We start from the raw sequence: 17,495 nt of genomic DNA on the forward strand, positions 1-17,495 counted from the left end.
CGAGCTTGACCACGCGCGCCATGCTGCGTCGTCAGACCTGCTGTCCTCGCTGCCGTCAGCGGAGCGTCTGGCCGGCGAGCGGCGTATCCTGCTGGTCGGGCTGGGCTTGATCGGTGGCTCGCTGGCGGCGGCATTGCGCGCGGCGGGCCATCGCGGCGAGATTCTCGCCTGTGATCGTGACTCCAACGAGATCTGCCTCGGCCAGCGCATGGGGCTGATCGACGGTGGCAGCACGCAACTGGCGGCGCTGGTACCGGGTGCCTCGCTGATCGTGCTGTGCGTGCCGGTGATGGCGATGCAGAGCGTGATGGCCGAACTGGCGCCGTTGCTGGATGATGACGCCGTCATCACCGATGTCGGCAGCACCAAGGGCGCGATCCGCGATGCGGCGCTCGGCGTCTTCGGTCGCATGCCGCCGAATCTGGTGCTCGGTCACCCGATCGCCGGGTCCGAGAAGAGCGGTGTCGCGGCGTCCAATCCCGAGCTCTATCGCGATCACAAGGTGATCCTGACGCCGGAGCCGGACAGCGATGCCGAGGCCGTGGCACGCGTGGCGGCCATGTGGTCGGTATGTGGTGCCCAGCTTCTGAGCATGAGCGTGGCGCGCCACGACGAAGTGCTGGCGCGCACCAGCCACCTGCCGCACCTGCTGGCGTTCTCGCTGGTCGACAGCCTGGCGCGCCAGGATGAGCGATTGGAGATCTTCCGCTACGCGGCGGGCGGTTTCCGTGATTTTACGCGCATCGCGGGCAGTGACCCGGTGATGTGGCGCGACGTCTATCTGGCCAACCGCGATGCGGTGCTGGAGGCGTTGGACGAATTCGAGGCCGGGGTAGCGCGGGTGCGCGCTGCCGTGACCGCGGGCGATGGTGAGGCGATGCTGGGGATATTCACCCGCGCAAGCCACGCCCGACACTACTTCAATACCCTCTTGAAACAGACGAGTTATCAGACCATGGAACAGCAGAACGTGCGGTACCGTGCACTGCCGGGTGGGCAGGTTCAGGGGCGCATTCGTGTGCCGGGCGACAAGTCCATGTCGCATCGCTCCATCATGCTGGGCGCATTGGCGACCGGCGTGACCGAAGTCGAAGGCTTCCTGGAAGGGGAAGACAGTCTGGCCACGCTGCAGGCCTTCCGCGACATGGGCGTGGTCATCGAAGGCCCGCATCAGGGGCGTGTCACCATTCACGGTGTGGGTCTCAACGGCCTGAAGCAGCCGCCGGGCCCGCTGTATGTCGGCAACTCCGGCACCGCGATGCGCCTGTTCGCCGGCTTGCTGGCCGGTCAGGCCTTCGACACCGAGCTGACCGGTGATGCCTCGCTGACCAAGCGTCCGATGGACCGCGTCGCCAATCCGCTGCGCGAGATGGGCGCGGTGATCGATACCGCAGACAACGGCCGTCCGCCGCTGCGTATCCACGGTGGTCAGCCGCTCAAGGGCATCCGTTACGAGATGCCGATGGCGTCCGCTCAGGTCAAGTCCTGCCTGCTGCTGGCCGGTCTCTACGCCGAAGGCGAGACGCGTGCCATCGAGCCGGCGCCGACGCGTGATCACACCGAGCGCATGCTCAATGGCTTCGGCTACAAGGTCGAGCGTCAGGGCGCCGAGGCGTGGTTGAACGGTGGCGGCAGCCTCGAAGCCTGCCCGATCGACGTGCCGGCCGACATCTCCTCCGCGACCTTCTTCCTGGTCGCCGCGGCCATCACACCGGGCTCCGAACTGGTGCTGGAGCACGTCGGCATCAACCCGACGCGCATCGGCGTGATCAACATCCTCAAGGCGATGGGTGCCGACCTGAGCGTCTCCAATGAGCGCGAAGTCGGCGGCGAGCCGGTGGCAGACCTGCACATCCGCTATGCGCCGCTCAAGGGCATCGACATTCCGGAAGACCAGGTGCCGCTGGCCATCGACGAATTCCCGGCACTGTTCATCGCCGCTGCCAATGCCGAGGGCATGACCCGTCTGCGTGGCGCCGAGGAACTGCGCGTCAAGGAGTCCGATCGCATCCAGGTGATGGCGGATGGTCTGGCGCAGATCGGCGTCGAGCACGAAGTGGTCGCGGACGGTATCGACATCCGTGGTGGCGCCTACGGTGGCGGCCTGGTCGACAGCCACGGCGATCACCGCATCGCGATGGCCTTCAGTGTCGCGGCGCTGCGCGCCCAGGGCGAGATCCTGATCGACGACTGCGCCAATGTCGCGACCTCCTTCCCGAACTTCGTGGCGCTGGCCGCTGAAGTCGGCATGCAGGTCGAGAACCTCGGTGCCGTGGCACCCGGCCAGGAGGCTTCATGAGCGGGGAAGCGACACCTCATCACAGCCAGATCTGCGACGCGCCGGTGTTGACCCTTGATGGCCCCGGCGGGGCAGGCAAGGGCACCATCAGTCGTCTGGTCGCGTCGAGCCTGGGCTGGCATCTGCTGGATTCCGGTGCGCTTTATCGCCTGACGGCACTGGCCGCCGAGCGTCATGGCGTGGCGCTGGAAGACGAGGACGCCGTGGCGACCATCGCCGAGCACCTCGATGTGCAGTTCGATGCCGAAGGCGACGCCACCAGCGTGATTCTGGAAGGCGAGGACGTCACCCGTGACATCCGTCTCGAGTCGGTCGGCAACAATGCCTCCATCATCGCGGCCCAGCCGCGCGTGCGGACTGCACTGCTGGCGCGCCAGCGTGCCTTTGCGCGTGCGCCGGGCCTGGTGGCCGATGGTCGCGACATGGGCACGGTGGTCTTCACCGGTGCGCCGCTCAAGATCTTCCTGACGGCGAGCGCCGAGGAACGTGCGCGTCGTCGTCATGCCCAGTTGCAGGAAGCGGGTGTCGATGCTAATATTTCGAGCCTTTTGACAGAAATACAGGCGCGCGATGCGCGTGACATGGGCCGGGCAGTCGCCCCGCTCAAGCCTGCAGACGACGGCGTGATCCTCGATACGACGGATCTCGACATCGACCAGGTGATCGAACGCATCCAGCAGCTGCTGGTCGAATACGGCCTGGTAGCGGCGCGCTGAGACTCGAGTCTCAGCCTGTAAGTCGTCAGAACAACGGATTGATCGCCTGCTGTTGCAATACGGCCTCCGGGTCGGGCAGCAGCGGGTTTCGCTCGCTTCGCGAGTGATGATGCAGAACCCAGATGACACCGAGGTGTCATCAACCCCCCGGCAAGGTGTCATGGGGTGCATCGGCGGCAAGCGGAAAGCCGGTGTATCTCGAACCAGCGTCAACGCCCCCGGGGATATGTAGATATGGCCCGTGCTTGCTGGTGGTACGGAGACTGCGGTGCAAGCCGCCCCAAACGTTGATCATGTAGGAATACCATGAGCGAGAGCTTTGCTGATTTATTTGAACAGTCACTCCAGGACATCAACATGGAGCCGGGCGCAATCGTGTCCGCTACCATCGTGGATATCGATGGCGACTGGATCACTGTCAATGCCGGTCTGAAGTCTGAAGGTCAGATTCCGTCTGAACAGTTCCGTGACGAAAGTGGCCAGCTGTCCATCAGCATCGGCGACGAAGTCATGGTTGCACTGGAAGCCGTGGAAGATGGCTTCGGTGAGACCCGCCTGTCCCGCGAGAAGGCCAAGCGTGCCGAAGCGTGGAAAGAGCTGGAAGCCGCCTTCGAGAAAGACGAGATCGTCAAGGGCGTGATCAACGGCAAGGTCAAAGGTGGCTTTACCGTCGACATCAACACCATCCGTGCCTTCCTGCCGGGTTCTCTGGTCGATGTCCGCCCTGTGCGCGACACCGCCCACCTCGAGAACAAGGAGCTGGACTTCAAGGTCATCAAGCTCGACGCCAAGCGCAACAACGTTGTCGTGTCCCGTCGTGCCGTCCTCGAAGCCGAGAACAGCGCTGAGCGTGAAGCCCTCCTGGCCACTCTGCAGGAAGGTCAGCAGATTCAGGGTATCGTCAAGAACCTGACCGACTACGGCGCCTTCGTCGACCTCGGCGGCGTTGACGGCCTGCTGCACATCACCGACATGGCATGGAAGCGCATCAAGCATCCGTCCGAGATCGTTGCTGTCGGCGACGAGATCAATGTCAAGGTGCTGAAGTTCGACCGCGAGCGCAACCGTGTGTCTCTGGGTCTCAAGCAGCTGGGCGAAGATCCGTGGGTCAACATCAAGGCTCGCTACCCGGAAGGCGCCAAGATCAACGCACGCGTCACCAACCTCACCGACTACGGCTGCTTCGCCGAGCTGGAAGAGGGCGTCGAAGGTCTGGTCCACGTGTCCGAAATGGATTGGACCAACAAGAACATCCACCCGTCCAAGGTCGTCAATGTCGGCGATGACGTGGAAGTGATGATTCTGGACATCGACGAAGAGCGTCGTCGTATCTCCCTGGGTATCAAGCAGTGCACCACCAACCCGTGGGAAGACTTCAGCGGCAAGCACAACAAGGGCGACCGTGTCTCCGGTACCATCAAGTCAATCACTGACTTCGGTATCTTCATCGGTCTGGAAGGCGGCATCGACGGCCTGGTTCACCTCTCCGACATTTCCTGGAACGAAGCTGGCGAAGAAGCCGTGCGTCGTTACAAGAAGGGCGAAGAAGCTGAAGCGGTCATCCTGTCCATCGATCCGGAACGTGAGCGCATCTCTCTGGGTGTCAAGCAGCTCGAGAGCGATCCGGTCTCCGAGTACCTGGCCGTCAACGACAAGGGCGCTATCGTGTCCGGTCGTGTTGTCGACATCGATGCCAAGGAAGTTCAGGTAGAGCTGGCGACTGACGTCATCGCTATCCTGAAGGCTTCTGAAATCAGCGCTGACCGTGTCGAAGACGCACGCAACGTCCTGAGCGTCGGCGATGCTGTCGAAGCCAAGATCGTCGGTGTGGATCGCAAGAGCCGCCTGATCAACCTGTCCGTCAAGTCCAAGGACCAGGTTGAAGCACCGCGTCGCGATGCTGCCAAGCCGCGTACCCAGGAAGTCGAGAGCAACGGCCCGACTACCATCGGTGATCTGATCAAGCAGCAGCTGGGTCAGGAGTGATCCCGAGACACTCCGCCTCCTCGTGAGGTGGGGAGTCCGGATCCACGCTGAGGTGACATGCCTCTGGTAGTCACCTCAGCGTCTCCGAATCGGTATCCTGCATGAGACGCATGTCATATGCGGGAACGAAAAAAACCGCCACCCTTCGGGGTGGCGGTTTTTTCATGCCTGGTCGTTACGGGTGGCTGCTGGTCATTGTTGATCATTACCAGTCGCCACCTGCCAACCATCTCACCTGGCGTCGCTCAATGCGCCTGCGAGGCTGCGGGCTGACTGACCTTGGCCAGCAGTTGCATCTGGCGTAGCGAGATCGTGCAGTACAGGCTGCGGTAGAGCGTCGGTTCCTGCGTCGGGTCGGTCTTGAGCAGGCGAGCTTCCAGCTGGTGGATGTCGCTGGCCAGCTGTTCCGCGTCCGGGGTCTGAGTCTGTCGTGCGGCTGTCCGAGTCATGTAAAGGCGCTCCGTGAGTCCATGGTCGTGGATGGGATCAGGGTCGGCTCTTCTTGTGGGTGTCTCGAGGTGCGTCGCCACGCTGGCCTGTCATGGCCCTTCGTGTGTTGGCGTGGCGGCGTCTCTGCCTGCTCTTGCGGCAGTTCTCGACCTGCATGGCAGGTCTCAAGGTCGCAAAGGAGCCTTTGCCTGACACTGCAGCCTTCGCGCGTGACTTCCTTGCTGGGCTGCAGCTACTGCATGGGTCTGTGCCGTATCTCTATGCCGGTATTTCTATACCCGTATTTCTATACCTAGGCTGTGTGACGGGTTCTGCGGTGCCTGACGTCTTGCCTATCAAGCATAGCGGAAGGTCTACAGTGCACCTTGATCCATGTCAGAAGGATGACGTTGCGCTGACAGGCTGTTGCGAAGTGGCGAGAGCCAAGTAGCAACAGTCCGAGCCTCAGTACATGACGGGGCGGTCGTGCGCGACTCAGGACGCCTCGTGATCGCTCTGCTCGCTGCCTGTGCCAGCGTTCGCCGCTGCCGTCTGACGCTCAAGATTGGACAGCATGCCACGCAGGATGGAGAGCTCGCGGCGTGTCGGCTCGGCACGTGCGAACAGGGCGCGCAGCCGCTCTTCGGTCTGGGAGTGGGGCTGGTTGAGGAAGCCGGAGCCCTGCAGGGCGCGGCCGAGATGCTCATGGAAGTAGCCGAGTTGTTCGCGGGTCGGCAGCTGATCATCCTCACGGCGCGCCACAGGCGCCTCCTGAGGCTTGTCGAGCGTCAGGCGCCATGTACTGCGGCACTCGTGCGCCAGCACCTGGACGGCCTGTGAGACGTTGAGGATGCCGTAGTCCGGGTTGGTGGGGATCGACACCTGATGCGTGCAGCAGGCGATTTCCTCGTTGGTCAGCCCGAAGCGCTCGCGGCCGAATACCAGCGCCACCTTGCCATCGCGCGCGATATCCATGGCGTGCGCCGCCATCTCGCGTGGCTCATCGAAGTGGGGCAGCGGGACGCTGCGCAGACGAGCGCTGGCCCCGATGACCAGCTGGCAGTCATTGACGGCGTCTTCCAGGCGCTCGACCACGCGTGCATTATCCAGCAGCTCCGCGGCGCCGCTGGCCATACGCGTCGCTTCCTCGTCGGGGAAGCAGCGCGGATTGACCAGCACCAGGTCCTTGATGCCCATGGTCAGAATGGCGCGAGCGGTGGCGCCGATGTTGCCGGGATGGAAGGTCTGCACCAGCACGACACGCACATTGTCGAGGGCGCTAGTGGTCTGGGAAGCGGCGGGGGTATCAGTCATGAGAAGGTCCTGGGCAAGCGAGTCGCGCGGCCTGAGCGGTTGGCGTCATCGGTCGTGATCGTGGGCATTTCAGCCTCAATGCATCGTCAGCCTCGATGCACTGTCATCACCAGGCGCAATGTCTCGGGTCGCGGCAAAAAGTGGCGCCTAGTGTAGCGTGGTGAGCGGGAGGCGTCAGGTGCCGAGAGCCGCGGCGCTTACCGTATGAGAGCTGCAGCGCCTTGAATGACAGGCATTAAAAAAACCGCCCCTGCTTGCGCAGGAGCGGTTCGGGTCACGACGGGTGAGTCGTGGGGGGGGGGGGGGGGGGGGGGTGAGGCTGGCTTACATCATGCCGCCCATGCCACCCATACCACCCATGTCGCCGCCGCCGGCAGCAGCCTTGTCTTCCGGATCTTCAGCGATCATGCATTCGGTGGTGATCATCAGGCCGCCGATGGAGGCCGCGGACTGCAGTGCAGAACGGGTCACCTTGGCCGGATCCAGCACGCCCATCTCGAACATGTCGCCGTAGACGCCGGTAGAGGCGTTGTAACCGTAGTTGCCTTCGCCAGCCTTGACGTTGTTGAGCACGACAGAGGCTTCTTCACCGGCGTTGGTGACGATCTGACGCAGCGGCGCTTCCATGGCACGCAGTGCGATGGCGATACCGTGAGTCTGATCTTCGTTGTCGCCTTTCAGGTCGACCAGCTGACCCAGCACGCGAACCAGGGCAGTACCGCCGCCAGGCACGACGCCTTCCTCGACGGCCGCACGAGTGGAGTGCAGGGCGTCTTCGACGCGAGCCTTCTTCTCTTTCATCTCGACTTCGGTGGCAGCACCGACGCGGATGACGGCAACGCCGCCGGCCAGCTTGGCGACACGTTCCTGCAGCTTCTCGCGGTCGTAATCAGAGGAGGTTTCCTCGATCTGAGCGCGGATCTGGGCAACGCGTGCTTCGATATCGCCTTCGTTGCCGGCGCCATCGATGATGGTGGTGTTTTCCTTGGACATGGTCACGCGCTTGGCGGTGCCCAGGTGGTCCAGGTTGGCCTGTTCGAGGTTGAGGCCGACTTCTTCGGAAATCACGGTGCCACCGGTCAGGACAGCGATGTCCTGCAGCATGGCCTTGCGACGGTCACCGAAGCCCGGTGCCTTGACGGCAGCGACCTTGACGATACCGCGCATGGTGTTGACGACCAGAGTCGCCAGCGCTTCGCCTTCGATGTCTTCGGCGATGATCGCCAGCGGCTTGCCGGACTTGGCAACGCCTTCCAGCACCGGCAGCAGTTCGCGGATGTTGGAGATCTTCTTGTCGACCAGCAGGATGTACGGGTCTTCGAGTTCGACCGCCATGGTGTCCTGGTTGGTGACGAAGTAAGGAGACAGGTAACCGCGATCGAACTGCATGCCTTCGACCACTTCCAGCTCGTCTTCGAAGCCACGACCTTCATCGACGGTGATGACGCCTTCCTTGCCGACCTTCTCCATCGCTTCCGCGATGATCTCGCCGATGCGAGAGTCGCCATTGGCGGAGATGGTGCCGACCTGGGCGATGGCCTTGGTATCGGTGCACGGCACGGACAGCTCACGCACGGCCTTGACGGCTTCGATGACAGCCTTGTCGATGCCGCGCTTCAGGTCCATCGGGTTCATGCCCGCGGTCACGCCTTTCAGGCCTTCGTTGACGATGGACTGAGCCAGCACGGTGGCGGTGGTGGTGCCGTCGCCAGCCACGTCAGAAGTCTTGGAAGCGACTTCCTTGACCATCTGGGCGCCCATGTTCTCGAAGCGGTCCTTCAGCTCGATTTCCTTGGCGACGGAAACGCCGTCCTTGGTGACGGTCGGAGCGCCGAAGGATTTTTCCAGTACCACGTTACGGCCTTTCGGGCCGAGGGTAGTCTTGACCGCGTCGGCCAGGACATTGACACCACGCGCCATGCGCTTGCGTGCATCATCGGAGAAACGAACGTCTTTTGCAGCCATGTTTATCTCTACCTTTAATCAGTAAGTCGAAGCGTTGGAACCCGAAAAAGCTGAAACTCAGCCTTCCACCACGGCGAGGATGTCGCTCTCGCTCATGATCAGCACCTCTTCGCCGTCGATTTTCTGCTTCTCGACGCCGTAGCCATCCTTGAAGATCACGGTATCGCCGACTTTCACGTCCAGCGGGCGAACTTCACCGTTTTCGAGGATGCGACCGTTGCCGGCAGCGAGAATCTCGCCACGGGTCGGCTTTTCCTGGGCGCTGCCGGGCAGAACGATGCCACCTGCAGTCTTCTGTTCTTCTTCCACGCGACGAACCACGACGCGATCGTGCAAGGGACGAATGTTCATTGCTCACGTTCTCCTGATGGTAAATCCCGCCAGCTCCCGTTCTTTGTCGGTGAGTCTGGCGTTCAATGGGGTTGCCTACCGAGTGTTGGGCCCCGCCGCTGGGGGCGTGGCCGTTATCCATTGCACCGCTTTTATGGTGGCGGGGGGACAGCTTTCAAGTAGGCGATCATAAAAAAATTTCAAATCGGTGCATCTTGTGCGTCGCATGAAAGCTACGCACCCTGGGTGCAGCCTGTCTTCCGCAAGGTTCCGCTAGATGAATCAACGGCTTGAGTGTATCCGAGCCGTTCACCGTTGGCATATAGCTGGCAGCCTCCAGACGGTGTCCATTGGTACAAGACGCCAGTGGGTGGGCAGAGGCCAGGGTGAGCCTTGTTGCAAGGCGCAAGGGTTCGGTCGGGCAGCTCACAGAGCGCGACTCCGGTCAGTGACAGGCATTGGCGCTGGGGCTGGCCAGTGCAGGACAGGAGAGAGCAGGACAGGAGAGAGCAGGACAGCGTGATGGAGCCTGTGAAGCAAGATATCACGAATCAAAAAGGCCCGGCACTGGTGTTCCAGTGCCGGGCCCATCGCTTTCAAACATGACTTTCAAACATGGTTCTCAAGCAGACGATTGCGCGTGGTGCTTGTGCGTGAGAAGGCGCTAGAGGCGCGGCTCGTCACGGCTGATGTAATCGCCTTCCAGCGGCTCGCCGGTCTGCTGGCTGCTGCCTTGCTGCCCTGCATGGTTGCCGCTGGCGTGCTGCTGATCGCCATCGCTGCGTGATGCGCTGTCAGCACGGGCGTCGGCTTCCCAGTCACCCGTGCGGGTGCTGCGCGAGGTTCCCGCAGCCGAGAAGCGCCCCTTGAAGAAGCGCGCGATCGCGCCATTGCCGCTCAGGCCGCGCGTTAACAGTCCCCGTGAGGCGGGGAGCAGGCACAGCAGGCCGAAGGCGTCAGACAGAAAGCCCGGCGCCATCAACAGGGCACCGCCGAAGATGAGCGCCGCGCCTTCCATCAGCTCGCCGGAAGGCATCTCGCCACGTTGCAGGCGTTCCTGGGCGCGCATCAGTGTCGCGCGACCTTCGCGGCGAATCAGATGCAGGCCGACGGCGCCGGTGATCAGCACCAGCGCCAGGGTCGGCAGCAGGCCGATCTGGCTGCCAAGACTGAACAGCACCACGAAATCCAATAACCCGAACAGGGTAATCACTAACAGTATGGGCATCGTCTCTCCCGAAGCAGGTAAATGGCAGGTTGCGCCAATGCGTCAAGGGTAAACCAGCCGCCGGATGGGGAACAGTCGAATCGGGCTCATGAACGGGCCATGATCCGCTGATGAGCCGCTGATGGTCGGCGGCGTGGATGGCTGGCGCTGCAGGAGTAGCGGTGCCATGCTGAACGATGTTGCATGTTGCAGTGCACAATAGAGGGGCTGGACAGGTAGAGCCCATGGCGTCCGCAGGGGGCGGGCCGAGGCTCACTCATCAGCATTCCCTGCTTTCGCGCCCGCTGTCGATGGCGTGCGTTGACGCCGTCAGTGCGTTGCGTTGGCGGATCTCGCCTGCGTTGAGGCAGGACACGCCGTGATCTGTTGCACTGCATCATGAGAATTCACCGCGAGCTGGCAGCGGGCGTCATCCCGAGGCATTCTCTGTCACGATGACGCTCAACACTGAAGGGCGCGGTGCGGGACACTCGACACATAGATCGTGACGCCCGTACGGCATTCGGGCCTCGCATCCGGCAGACGTTCCTCACTGCCGGCAGACAACCTGGGAGACGGGACATGAAGCTTGACGACAAGGTCATCGCGATTACGGGCGGCGCTCGTGGGCTGGGGTTGGCCATGGCGCGCTATCTGGGCGAGAAGGGAGCGGTACTGGCGCTGCTGGACATCGAACAGGACGGCCTGGATGACGCCGTCGCGAGTCTGGAAGCTGCAGGCATCAAGGCGCAGGGTTTCGTGACCAATGTCGCGGAAGAGGACTCCGTCACGGCGGCCTTCTCGGCCATCAAGAGCGCATTGGGACCGGTGAGCGGTCTGGTCAACAATGCCGGCATCACCCGCGATGGGCTGCTGATCAAGGCGCGTGATGGCGTGGTGGAGAAGACCATGTCGCTGTCCAGCTGGCAGCAGGTCATCGATGTCAATCTGACCGGTGTCTTCCTGTGCACGCGTGAAGCGGCCAGCCAGATGATCGAAGCTGGCCAGCCGGGCGTGATCGTCAATATCTCCAGCATCTCGCGCGCCGGCAACATGGGGCAGAGCAACTACACCGCCGCCAAGTCCGGTGTCGCGGCACTGAGCGTGACCTGGGCCAAGGAGCTGGCACGCTACAGGATTCGTGTCGGTGCCGTGGCGCCGGGCTTCATCGCCACCGAGATGACCGCCGGCATGAAGCCGGAGATGCTCGACAAGATCAAGAGTGGCATCCCGATGCGCGACCTGGGCCGCCCGGAAGATATCGCCAGCAGCGTGGCCTTCATCTTCGACAATGACTACTTCACCGGGCGAGTGATCGAATGTGATGGTGGTCTGCGCATCTGACCCGATGGCTGGCGTCAGCCGATGAGACCCAAGCCCCCGCGATGGCAGCATCGTGGGGGCTTTCTCATGAGGCGATGCATCCAGCGCAGGCCGCTGCGCGTAGAAGTCAGTATTGCCGTTCATTGCTACAAGGAGACACGTCATGCAACGTCGCCAATTCATAGGGCTGGTGCTGGGGGCGGGAGCGATGCTGGCGCTGCCCAGGCTGTCTGCCGCGCGTCCGGAGCTCGAGCTCGAGCGTGGCGCGGATATCACGCCGCTGACCCTCGAAGAAGACGAATGGCGTGCCCGCCTGAGCCCGGAGCAGTATCGCGTGCTGCGCGAGGAAGGCACCGAGCGGGCGGGCTCCAGCGAGCTCAACAAGGAGCATCGCGAGGGTGAGTATCGCTGTGCCGGTTGTGATCTGGCGTTGTTCTCTTCCGCCACCAAGTTCGAGTCCGGCACCGGCTGGCCCAGCTTCTTCGATCATATCGAAGGGCGCCTTCTGACCAAGACCGACTACGGACTCATCTGGCCGCGCACCGAATATCACTGCGCGCGCTGCGGCGGGCATCAGGGGCATGTCTTCGAGGATGGCCCCGAACCCACCGGCCTGCGCTGGTGCAACAACGGTGTCGCGCTGCGCTTCGTGCCCGCGTGAGGCGCTTGGGAGGCATCCCGGCTGGCGCAGTGAGCGGCTAAAGCAATCTTGCCGCTTTGTGGTAACGTGACGACATCGTGATACAGACGGCCCGGTCGATTCCACGACCGGGCCGTCTGTATATTGCCGCATGAATTCTGCTGTAAGGGACTGACGTTTCATGGACGCTACTGCAACTGACGCTACCACCTCCCGTCCTGCACCGACGCTGTCGCCCGCTGCCACCACTCGCCGCATTCAACAGGCGCTGGCCGGTGAGCTTGGGGTGCGCGAAGAACAGATCACCGCCACCGTCGAGCTGCTGGATGGCGGCGCGACCGTGCCGTTCATCTCGCGCTACCGCAAGGAAGCCACCGGCGGGCTCGATGACACCCAGATGCGTCAGCTCGAAGAGCGCCTGCGCTATCTGCGTGAGCTGGAGGAGCGGCGTCAGGTCGTGCTCGAATCGATCGCCGAGCAGAACAAGCTGAGCGCCGCGCTTGAGCGGGATGTGCTGGCCGCCGACAGCAAGCAGCGCCTGGAAGATCTTTATCTGCCGTATCGCAAGAAGCGCCGTACCAAGGCCCAGATCGCGCGTGAAGCGGGGCTGGAGCCTCTGGCCGATGCGCTGCTCGCGGACCCGACGCTGGAGCCGGAGGCTCAGGCGGCCGGTTTCGTCGCTGCCGACAAGGACGTGGCCGATACCAAGGCGGCGCTGGATGGCGCCAAGCAGATTCTGATGGAGCGCTTCGCGGAGGACGCCGCGCTGGTCGGTCGCCTGCGTCAACGTCTGTGGGACGACGGTATCCTCAGTGCGCGCGTCATGAAGGGCAAGGAGCAGGAGGGCGCCAAGTTCTCCGATTACTTCGAGCATGACGAGCCGCTGCACAAGGCGCCCTCGCACCGTGCGCTGGCCATGCTGCGTGGTCGCAATGAAGGCGTGCTGAGCCTCGCGCTCAAGCTGGAAGGCGAAGACGACTTGCCGCGTCACCCGATGGAAGGCGCCATCGCGGCGCATTTCTCCATCGAGGATCAGGGGCGCGCCGCGGATCGCTGGTTGAAGGAAGTGGTGCGCTGGACCTGGCGCGTCAAGCTCTATACCCATCTGGAAAGCGAGCTGATCGGCCGCCTGCGCGAGCGCGCCGAGCAGGAGGCCATCCAGGTCTTCGCCGACAACCTGAAGGACTTGCTGCTGGCGGCGCCGGCGGGCCCCAAGGCCACGCTGGGCCTGGACCCGGGCCTGCGTACCGGCGTCAAGGTCGCGGTGGTGGATGCCACCGGCAAGTATGTCGATCAGGCCACCATCTATCCGCATGCGCCACACAATCGCTGGGACGCCTCGGTGGCCGAGCTGGTCAAGCTGGTCGAGCGGCATGACGTCGAGCTGATCGCCATCGGCAACGGCACCGCCTCGCGCGAGACCGACAAGCTGGCCGCCGACGTGCTGACGCGCCTGTCCGGCCGTCGCCTGCAGAAGGTGATGGTCAACGAGGCCGGCGCGTCCATCTACTCGGCCTCGGAATATGCGGCGCGCGAATTCCCGGACCTGGACGTGACCATCCGCGGCGCGGTGTCCATCGCCCGCCGCCTGCAGGACCCGCTGGGTGAGCTGGTCAAGATCGAGCCCAAGTCCATCGGCGTCGGCCAGTACCAGCACGATGTCAGTCAGGTGCAGCTGGGGCGCAGTCTGGAAGCCGTCGTCGAGGATTGCGTCAACGGTGTCGGCGTCGACCTCAACATGGCCTCAAGCGCGCTGCTGTCGCGCGTCGCGGGTCTCAACACCACGCTTGCCGAGAATATCGTCGCGCACCGGGATGCCAACGGCCGTTTCGCCTCGCGCCAGGAATTACTCAAGGTCAGCCGGCTGGGTCCGCGCACCTTCGAGCAGTGTGCCGGCTTTTTGCGCATCGCCTCCGGCAAGAATCCGCTGGATGCCAGTGCCGTCCACCCGGAGGCCTATCCGCTGGTCGAGCGCATCGCCAAGGCGCACGGGCGTGATCTGCCGAGTCTGCTGGGTGACAGCGCCTTCCTGCGCACCGTGAAGCCGACGGAATTCACCGATGAGCACTTCGGTCTGCCGACGGTGACCGACATCCTGCGCGAGCTGGACAAGCCGGGACGTGACCCGCGCCCCGAATTCCGCTTCGCCGAGTTCAAGGAAGGCGTCGAGACCCTCAAGGACCTCGAGCCGGGCATGAAGCTTGAGGGCGTCGTCACCAACGTGACTCACTTCGGGGCCTTCGTGGACATCGGCGTGCATCAGGACGGCCTGGTACACATCTCTGCCCTGTCGCAAAAGTATGTTGCCGACCCGCGCGAGGTGGTCAAGGCGGGCGACATCGTCAGCGTCAAGGTGATGGAAGTCGACATCCCGCGCGCGCGCATCGCGCTGAGCATGCGCATGAGCGATACTCCCGCCGAGAAAGGCGCGGCAGGCGAGGCGCGACGCGGCGCAGAGGGCGGTCGCGGTGGGCGCTCGCAAGGCGGCGGTGGCCGTCAGGAGCGCGGTGGTCGCGGCAGCAATTCTGGCGCGAGCGGCGGCGCGGCACCGGCCAACAATGCGATGGCAGCAGCACTGCTCAATGCGCGCAAGTCGAAATCATAAGCCTTGAAAGCATTTTTTACGCGCCCATAATGTGGGCATACTGACCTGACGCGAACGGTAGCTGCCGTTCGCGTCTTGCATGGCATCCGGTGCAGCACGCGGGCCATGGTCATCCAATTCGACCGGAGAGGCTGGGCTTCTCCCCATGCGAAAGGGTTCATACCTTGTCCGAGCAACTCGCGTCCGCCATTGCGCGACTCACGCCCCAGGCCCGTCAGGGTCTCTTCGGGCGCCTGCGCCGTGGTATCGAGAAGGAAGGCCTGCGGGTTACCGCTGGCGGTGACATCAGCCAGACGCCGCATCCGCGTTCTCTGGGGTCGAAGCTGACCCACCCGTACATCACCACGGACTATTCCGAGTCTCTGCTCGAGTACATCACCCCGGTGTTCACTCGTCCCAAGGAGTCGCTGGAGTTTCTGGCTGACCTGCATCGTTTCAGCTATCGCAACCTGGGCGATGAGCTGATCTGGCCGGCCAGCATGCCGCCGCGTCTGCACGGCAACGACAGCGTGCCGATCGCCGATTACGGCACCTCCAACAGCGGCACCATGAAGCATATCTACCGCAAGGGGCTGGACGTCCGTTACGGGCGCATCATGCAGTCGATTGCCGGTATCCATTACAACTTCTCGCTGCCGGATGACTTCTGGAGCCTGCTGCAGGGGCTGGAAGGGGCAGAGGCGGAAGATGCGCGCGACTTCCGCTCGCGTCGCTATTTCGAGCTGATCCGCAACTTCCGTCGTCACAGCTGGATCCTGCTCTATCTGTTCGGCGCCTCGCCGGGCATCGATGAGAGCTTCCTCGATGGCGGCAATGATGATCGCCTCAAGCGTCAGGCGGACCGCAGCCTGGTCTCGGCCTACGCCACCAGCCTGCGCATGTCGGACCTGGGCTATCAGAACAAGGTGCAGGCGCAGCTCAAGATCTGCTTCAACTCGCTGGACAACTTCGTCGGCACGCTGCGTCACGCCATCGTCACGCCGTGGAAGGACTACGAGAAGCTGGGCGTCAAGCAGGACGATGGCAGTTGGTCGCAGCTCTCCAGCAACATCCTGCAGATCGAGAACGAGTACTACTCCGACATCCGTCCCAAGCGTGTCACCCGGCAGAACGAGACGCCCAGCCAGGCACTGGAAGGGCGTGGCGTCGAGTACATCGAAGTGCGTTGTCTGGATCTCAACCCCTTCCTGCCGGTCGGGATCGACGAGACGCAGATCCGCTTCCTCGATACCTTCCTGATCTGGTGTCTGCTGACCGAGAGCCCGTGGATCGACGACGAGGAATGCGCCACGCTCGACAACAGCAAGCGTCGCGTGGTCGAGGCCGGGCGTGACCCGGAACTGACCCTGAGCGTCAATGGTGAAGAGCGTCGCCTGCGCGATCTGGCGGCCAACATCATGGATGAGCTGGGGGAAGTCGCGGGCCTGCTCGACAGTGGCGACAAGACGGGCAGCGCGCACCGTGATGCGCTGGCGGCGCTCGCGCCGCGCTTCGACGATGCCCAGACCACCCCGTCGGGCCGTCTGCTGACCAGCATGCTCGACAACGGCAGCAACTTCGTCGACGAAGTGCTGGCGCTGGCCAAGGGGCAGGCCGAGCAGTTCAAGTCAGAGCCGACGGAGCGTGCGCGCGGCTATCTGCTCGATCAGCTGGTCGAGACCTCGCTGCAGCAGCAGGGCGACATCGAGAAGGGCGATCATCAGGATTTCGACACCTTCATGGCCGAGTACTTCGCGTCCGCCCATGGCACGCAACCGGCGTGATCTCGTGACGCAACGCCAATTCATGTTCAGGTCATCGCGACACGGCATGATAGGCATCAGTCGCTGATAGTGACGGATTCGGCTATCGCTTCATCATCGGCGCCTCAGGTTTGAGGCGCCGATGATGTATGTGGCCTGTGCAGCCAGACTGAGCGCGGCTGCAGGGCACGACGCGGTGCAAGCCTCAATGCAGTCGCAGGGCCTTGATGGTCTTGCGGCTGCGTCATTTCTCACCCATGACTCCACTGGAGTTCCACCGGCAAGGACGGCAAATGACACAAGCGGACAAACAATCGGGGCAGCAGCCGGTAGCGCGCAAGGGCGGGCTTGCCCGGCTGGCGAGCTGGAGCGGGCGTCAATGGTGTCTTTTGGGAGCGCTGGGGTGCGCCTTTTTGCTGGGCGTGGCCTTCGTGCTGCAGTTCGCCTTCGATCTGGCGCCGTGTTCGCTGTGCATCTTCCAGCGCGTGGCGGTGGCCGTGGCCGGCGCCTTCTTCCTGCTGGGAGCCTTGCATGGCCCCGGACGCATCGGCACGCGCATCTACGCGCTGGGCGCACTGGCCGGCAGCCTCGGCGCGGTCGTACTGGCGGGTCGCCATATCTGGCTGCAGTCACTGCCGCCGGATCAGGTGCCGGCCTGTGGCCCGGGCCTCAACTACATGCTGGAAGTGCTGCCGGTATGGGACGTGATCACCCAGGTGCTCAACGCCTCCGGTGAGTGCGCCCAGATCAGCGCGCAATGGCTGGGGCTCTCGATCCCGCAGTGGTCGTTGATCGGCTTCTGTGGGCTGGCGCTGGTACCGCTGGCGATGCTGTGGAGCAGCTTCCGCCGTTGAGGCAATATGCCCTGCCACCATGGTGGGGGGTTGGCAGCGTGCACGGCATGGAGGATAGTGGGTTGGCAGCGGGGCGAGCACCGGA

13 protein-coding genes are annotated in these 17,495 nt (G+C 63.4%); 8 read left to right on the top strand and 5 right to left on the bottom strand.

Annotation, left to right across the window (positions count from 1 at the left end; all coding sequences use genetic code 11):
* Positions 1 to 67: 67 nt before the first annotated feature.
* From QD208_RS02320 to rpsA, 3 genes are all read left to right on the top strand, one after another.
* On the top strand, positions 68 to 2,299 hold the full coding sequence (locus QD208_RS02320; protein ID WP_225348167.1) for a bifunctional prephenate dehydrogenase/3-phosphoshikimate 1-carboxyvinyltransferase: 2,232 nt from the start codon (positions 68 to 70) through the stop codon (positions 2,297 to 2,299).
* Entirely contained in the window at positions 2,296 to 3,015 is a 720-nt protein-coding gene (gene cmk / locus QD208_RS02325; RefSeq protein WP_225347138.1) for a (d)CMP kinase, read from the top strand. The genes QD208_RS02320 and cmk overlap by 4 nt, the downstream gene beginning before the upstream one ends.
* A 306-nt stretch (positions 3,016 to 3,321) precedes the next feature.
* Positions 3,322 to 5,001, top strand: coding sequence for a 30S ribosomal protein S1 (gene rpsA / locus QD208_RS02330; RefSeq protein ID WP_043331442.1), 1,680 nt, complete (start codon positions 3,322 to 3,324; stop codon positions 4,999 to 5,001).
* 245 nt (positions 5,002 to 5,246) lie between these two features.
* Here rpsA and QD208_RS02335 read toward each other — a convergent pair whose 3' ends face one another.
* From QD208_RS02335 to QD208_RS02355, 5 genes are all read right to left on the bottom strand, one after another.
* Positions 5,247 to 5,450 (bottom strand): hypothetical protein, encoded by a 204-nt coding sequence (locus QD208_RS02335; RefSeq protein WP_107336170.1) that lies wholly within the window; start codon positions 5,448 to 5,450, stop codon positions 5,247 to 5,249.
* Between the two features lie 475 nt (positions 5,451 to 5,925).
* Positions 5,926 to 6,744 carry an RNA methyltransferase gene (locus QD208_RS02340; RefSeq protein WP_225347137.1) on the bottom strand — a complete coding sequence of 273 codons (819 nt, stop codon included), beginning with the start codon at positions 6,742 to 6,744 and terminating at the stop codon, positions 5,926 to 5,928.
* A 324-nt stretch (positions 6,745 to 7,068) separates the two neighbouring features.
* Complete coding sequence (gene groL, locus QD208_RS02345) at positions 7,069 to 8,709, bottom strand: chaperonin GroEL (RefSeq protein WP_279835492.1); 1,641 nt, start codon at positions 8,707 to 8,709, stop codon at positions 7,069 to 7,071.
* Between the two features lie 57 nt (positions 8,710 to 8,766).
* Positions 8,767 to 9,060 (bottom strand): co-chaperone GroES, encoded by a 294-nt coding sequence (locus tag QD208_RS02350; protein WP_043331438.1) that lies wholly within the window; start codon positions 9,058 to 9,060, stop codon positions 8,767 to 8,769.
* A gap of 643 nt (positions 9,061 to 9,703) precedes the next feature.
* Positions 9,704 to 10,267 (bottom strand): FxsA family protein, encoded by a 564-nt coding sequence (locus QD208_RS02355; RefSeq protein WP_216061314.1) that lies wholly within the window; start codon positions 10,265 to 10,267, stop codon positions 9,704 to 9,706.
* Between the two features lie 561 nt (positions 10,268 to 10,828).
* Here QD208_RS02355 and QD208_RS02360 point away from each other — a divergent pair.
* The 5 genes from QD208_RS02360 to QD208_RS02380 all read left to right on the top strand — a co-directional run bounded on the left by QD208_RS02360 (position 10,829) and on the right by QD208_RS02380 (position 17,410).
* Positions 10,829 to 11,590, top strand: coding sequence for an SDR family oxidoreductase (locus QD208_RS02360; RefSeq protein WP_153636394.1), 762 nt, complete (start codon positions 10,829 to 10,831; stop codon positions 11,588 to 11,590).
* 142 nt (positions 11,591 to 11,732) lie between these two features.
* Positions 11,733 to 12,230, top strand: coding sequence for a peptide-methionine (R)-S-oxide reductase MsrB (gene msrB / locus QD208_RS02365; RefSeq protein ID WP_225347136.1), 498 nt, complete (start codon positions 11,733 to 11,735; stop codon positions 12,228 to 12,230).
* A 160-nt stretch (positions 12,231 to 12,390) separates the two neighbouring features.
* Positions 12,391 to 14,814 (top strand): Tex family protein, encoded by a 2,424-nt coding sequence (locus QD208_RS02370; protein WP_225347135.1) that lies wholly within the window; start codon positions 12,391 to 12,393, stop codon positions 14,812 to 14,814.
* 164 nt (positions 14,815 to 14,978) lie between these two features.
* The gene (gshA, locus tag QD208_RS02375) at positions 14,979 to 16,577 is read left to right on the top strand and encodes a glutamate--cysteine ligase (protein WP_225347134.1); all 1,599 of its coding nucleotides are present in this window, start codon (positions 14,979 to 14,981) and stop codon (positions 16,575 to 16,577) included.
* A 272-nt stretch (positions 16,578 to 16,849) separates the two neighbouring features.
* Positions 16,850 to 17,410, top strand: coding sequence for a disulfide bond formation protein B (locus tag QD208_RS02380; RefSeq protein ID WP_225347133.1), 561 nt, complete (start codon positions 16,850 to 16,852; stop codon positions 17,408 to 17,410).
* The last annotated feature ends 85 nt before the right edge of the window (positions 17,411 to 17,495 follow it).

It is taken from the genome of Cobetia sp. 29-18-1, assembly GCF_029846405.1.
Classification (GTDB): Bacteria; Pseudomonadota; Gammaproteobacteria; order Pseudomonadales; family Halomonadaceae; genus Cobetia; species Cobetia amphilecti.